Origin of the sequence: Nocardia sp. NPDC060220 (assembly GCF_042727815.1) — a bacterium.
In the GTDB taxonomy this organism is placed as follows: Bacteria; Actinomycetota; Actinomycetes; order Mycobacteriales; family Mycobacteriaceae; genus Nocardia.
Genome location: NZ_JBHWZY010000642.1, coordinates 1 through 4,057 on the forward strand (window position 1 = coordinate 1; position 4,057 = coordinate 4,057).

Here is a 4,057-nt window from a genome sequence, read left to right on the forward strand (position 1 = left end):
ATCTGGCACGAACCTGGCGGGTGCCGGTCTTCCTGCACCTGTGCACCGTCCGGCTCGGTGGACATGCCGGGTCCGATGTCGAGGCCGCCTACCGTGGTCCGGCCGATATCGCCGCCGACCTGGCCCGAGATCCCCTCCTCGGCACCGCCCGCTATCTGATCGCGGCGGGTGCCGCTGACGCCGGCGACCTGCTCGAGCGCTACGAGCGGATCGGTGCCCGCGTGCGGGAGACCGCCGACGAGGTGGTTCACGAGGCTCGGCTCGATTCCGCGGCGGCCGTGATCGCGCCCCTCGCGCCGATTCACCCCACCGCGATCCGCGAGGACGTCACCCGCCCTGGTCCGTCGACTCCTGCGCCCGACTCCCGGATGACGTTGGCGCAAGCGATCAACCACACACTCGGCGAACTCCTCACCAGAGACTCCGATGTGCTGGTGTTCGGCGAGGACGTCGGCCGCAAAGGCGGCGTCTACGGGGTCACGAAGGGCCTCAGAAAGCGCTTCGGAGCACGCCGGGTCTTCGACACCCTCCTCGACGAACAGTCCGTCCTCGGCACCGCGCTCGGTACCGGGTTGGCCGGCTTCATCCCGATCCCCGAGGTCCAGTATCTGGCCTACGTCCACAATGCGGCCGATCAGATCCGCGGCGAAGCGGCCACCCTCCAATTCTTCTCGAACGGGCAGTACCGAAATCCGATGGTGGTACGCATTGCCGGCCTCGCCTACCAAAAGGGCTTCGGCGGCCACTTCCACAACGACAATTCCTTGGCGGCACTGCGCGATATCCCCGGCGTTGTCGTCGCGGTGCCCGCGCGCGCCGACGACGCGGCAAACATGCTGCGCACCTGCGTCTCAGCGGCCCGAGTCGACGGCCGGGTCTGTGTGTTCGTCGAACCGATTGCGCTGTACCACACGAAAGATCTCCATCCAGACGACGAGGCCTGGCTGGCCTCCCCTGCCACCGACCACATCCCGATCGGCACAGCACGCACCTACGGCGACGGCACCGACCTCACCATCGTCACCTTCGGCAACGGCGTCCCGATGAGCCTGCGCACCGCGAATCGCCTTGCCGCCCAGGGAATCCACACGCGAGTACTCGACCTCCGCTGGCTCGATCCCCTACCGGCCGCCGACCTGCTCTACCACGCCGAAGCCACCGGCCGTGTGCTGGTCGCCGACGAGACCCGGCGCAGCGGAGGAGTCTCCGAGTCAGTTTTCGCGACGCTTGTCGACGCCGGTTACCAGGGCGCGCTCGCGCGGGTCACCAGTGCGGACAGCTTCATCCCGCTGGGACCGGCCGCGGACACAGTCCTGCTCGGTGAATCGGCGATCGAAGCAGCGGCCCGACGAATCGTGTCGTCGAGCTGACGCGTCAGGCGAACTTGATCTCGAGGCCGATGCCGAGGATCGCGATGAACCAGACGATGCCGACGAAGATGGTGATGCGGTCGAGGTTCTTCTCGACGACGGTGGAGCCGGACAGGCTCGACTGGACGCCGCCACCGAAGAGGCTGGACAAGCCGCCACCCTTGGCGCGGTGCAGCAGCACCAGCAGCACCAACAGCAAGCTGGTGATCACAAGGAGGATATCGAGGAACAGCGACATGGGGTTCATCCTAGGTGGTGTGGGATCGACTGGTCTAACCAGGCTCGACTGCGACCAGGTGTGAGACCGTGTGGGGGCCTGCGGAGTACTGGGCGACGGTCTCTTCGATTTCCCGGTCACGGGCGGTCAGGCGCACCTGATGCTGGTGCATGTGCTCGGCCCAGGACCGCACGACGAAGGCTTCGACGAACCGGTCGACGGTGCCGACGTCGCGGTAGAGCCGCCATTCCATCGCGCCCGTGCGCTGCCTCGATCGCCCGACCAGCGCCATCGAGTCGGTGAAGGCAGCGACGTCGGCGGGCGGCACGTCGTAGCCGCGCATCACCAGGACGGGGCCGTCCTCGGGTTCGGGCTCGACGACGAGTTGCGGTTCGGGCCAGAACGCCGCCGGAGAGAGGTCGATCTCCTCGACGTTGTGCCGGATCGGCCACCACAGGGTGCTCACGGCACAGCACGCCAGCAGCGCAGCCGCGATCAACAGTGCCGTCACTGCCCCGTAGGCACCGGCGACCAGGCCCCAGAGCAGGGAACCGATGGCCTGCCCACCCATGAACACCAGCATGTACACCGACAGCCCACGGGCGCGCACCCAGGCGGGCAGTAGCAACTGCATGGTCGAGTTCAGCGTCGCCATCGCCAGCAACCACGCGAGACCGGATCCCACCAGCAACACGAGCACCACCACCACGTGGTGGACCAGTGCGGTCGCGATCGCACCCATACCGAACAGGACCGCCGCGAGCGCGAGCCGCTGGGTGGGGGTGAACAGGACCCGCAGGCGTGACAATCCGAGCGCGCCACACACCGCGCCGAGCCCGAGCGCGCCGAGCAGCAGACCGTAGCCGGAGGACGACAGGCCGAGTCGGTCGTGGGCGATCACCGGCAGCAGCGACCACACCGCGCTGGCGGGAGCGATGAACAGGATCGCGCGGAACAGCACCCGTCGGATCGCGGGCGCGGCTCGGATGAATCGCGTGCCCGCCTGCAATGCGGCGAGGGGCCGTTCGCTGGGCAGCGGACTCGTTCGCGTCGGCCACTTCGACACCAGCAGCACCGCGACGATGCCGACGAACGACACCGTGTTGAACCCGAACACCACGGTCGGCCCGGCGATCGAGACGATCACGCCCGCCACCGCGGGCCCGACGGCTCGGCCGATATTGACGCTCATGCTGCCCAGCGCCGCCGCCGAGGTGATCTGGTCGCGGGGCACCAGCTCGGGCTGTACCGCCTGCCAGGCGGGCGCGGTGAGCGCCTGCCCACAGCCGAGCAGGAACAGCAGGCTGAGCAGGACCGCGGGGGTGGTGTGGCCGGTGGCGGTGAAGACGGTGAGGGTGAGCGAGGCGACCGCCATCCCGGTCTGTGCGCCGATCAGCAGCCTGCGCCGGTCGACCAGGTCGGCCAGTACGCCGGACGGGATCGACAGCAACATCACCGGCAGGGCGAGCGCGGTCTGCACGAACGACACCAGTGCCGCGGCGTTCGGTTGATCCACGAGGATCCACTGCGCGCCGACCGTCTGCATCCACGTGCCCAGATTCGACACCAGCTGGGCGATCCACAGCGCCCGGAACACCGGTGAACGCAACGGAGCCCAGGTCGAGATCCGCTCCGCCGCCACTGTGCCCACCGGTCGAGCATATCCCTGGCGACCGCCGATCCCCGGCCAGCACTCCGTGCCGGCACAGCGGGACGACGGCGGCGACGGCTTCCGCGACAGATCCCCGTGATCGGTCAGAAATACTGTGGTGCAAGACAATAGAAGAGCGAATCTTCGCTGCGGTGTTATCTTCTGGTCGCTTTCGAGCGATCAGTACAGAGCTCCCGTTTCGTTCGGCGGGCCTGCACGACACGGAGGAAAATTCGCATGACTGTCCCACCCGGCCATCCGCAGCAGCCTTATGGCCAGCAACCGCCGCCTTACGGTCAGCAGCCCTCGGGTGGCTACCCGCAGCAAGGTGGCTACCCGCCCCAGGGTGGTTACCCGCAGCCGCCGCGCAAGAAGAAGGTGTGGCCATGGGTGCTCGGCGGGGTGCTGGTGGTCCTGCTGCTGGTCGTCGGCGGATGTGTCGCGCTCGTCGGCACGGTCGCCAACGAGATCGAGAACGAGGTGAGCCGGGAGGTCACCGTCTCCTATCAGGCCGGCGGAACCGGTACCTCCACGGTCATCTACACCGATGGCAGCCTGGACGTGGTCACCGAATCCGATACCGCGCTGCCGTGGTCCAAGGACGTGACGATCACCGGGCTGGTGAAGTTCGTGTCGCTGAGCGTCATGTCGGGCATCGACGGCGGAACGGTGTCCTGCAAGATCACGGTCGGCGGCAAGGTGATCGCCGAGGATCAGGCCACCGGTCAGCTCGCCAGCGCCAGCTGCACGGGCGACGCGGGCAAGTAGTTCCGCGCCGGATCGCGACCCGCCCCGAGCATCGACGAGCGATGTCCGGGG

4 protein-coding genes are annotated in these 4,057 nt (G+C 67.9%); 2 read left to right on the plus strand and 2 right to left on the minus strand.

The genetic code is table 11. From position 1 onward, the window contains the following. Nucleotides 1-1,370 (plus strand): transketolase C-terminal domain-containing protein (locus ACFWF3_RS26875; RefSeq protein WP_379316153.1); only part of this gene is annotated, 1,370 nt, incomplete at its 5' end. Nucleotides 1,371-1,374: 4 nt separating this feature from the next. On the opposite strand, the gene secG is transcribed toward ACFWF3_RS26875, so the two are convergent. Together secG and ACFWF3_RS26885 are read right to left on the minus strand one after the other, a co-directional pair. Then, complete coding sequence (gene secG, locus ACFWF3_RS26880; protein ID WP_101468684.1) at nucleotides 1,375-1,608, minus strand: preprotein translocase subunit SecG; 234 nt, start codon at nucleotides 1,606-1,608, stop codon at nucleotides 1,375-1,377. A gap of 34 nt (nucleotides 1,609-1,642) precedes the next feature. Next, on the minus strand, nucleotides 1,643-3,238 hold the full coding sequence (locus ACFWF3_RS26885) for an MFS transporter (RefSeq protein ID WP_378989090.1): 1,596 nt from the start codon (nucleotides 3,236-3,238) through the stop codon (nucleotides 1,643-1,645). Between the two features lie 237 nt (nucleotides 3,239-3,475). On the opposite strand from ACFWF3_RS26885, the gene ACFWF3_RS26890 reads away from it, so the two are divergent. Further along, nucleotides 3,476-4,006 (plus strand): MmpS family transport accessory protein, encoded by a 531-nt coding sequence (locus ACFWF3_RS26890; protein ID WP_378627072.1) that lies wholly within the window; start codon nucleotides 3,476-3,478, stop codon nucleotides 4,004-4,006. Nucleotides 4,007-4,057: the final 51 nt, after the last annotated feature.

Coding starts and splice junctions, on each gene's coding strand:
- ACFWF3_RS26890 (WP_378627072.1), top strand. CDS start 3,476: ATGACTGTCCCACCCGGCCATCCGCAGCAGCCTTATGGCCAGCAACCG.
- secG (WP_101468684.1), bottom strand. CDS start 1,608: ATGTCGCTGTTCCTCGATATCCTCCTTGTGATCACCAGCTTGCTGTTG.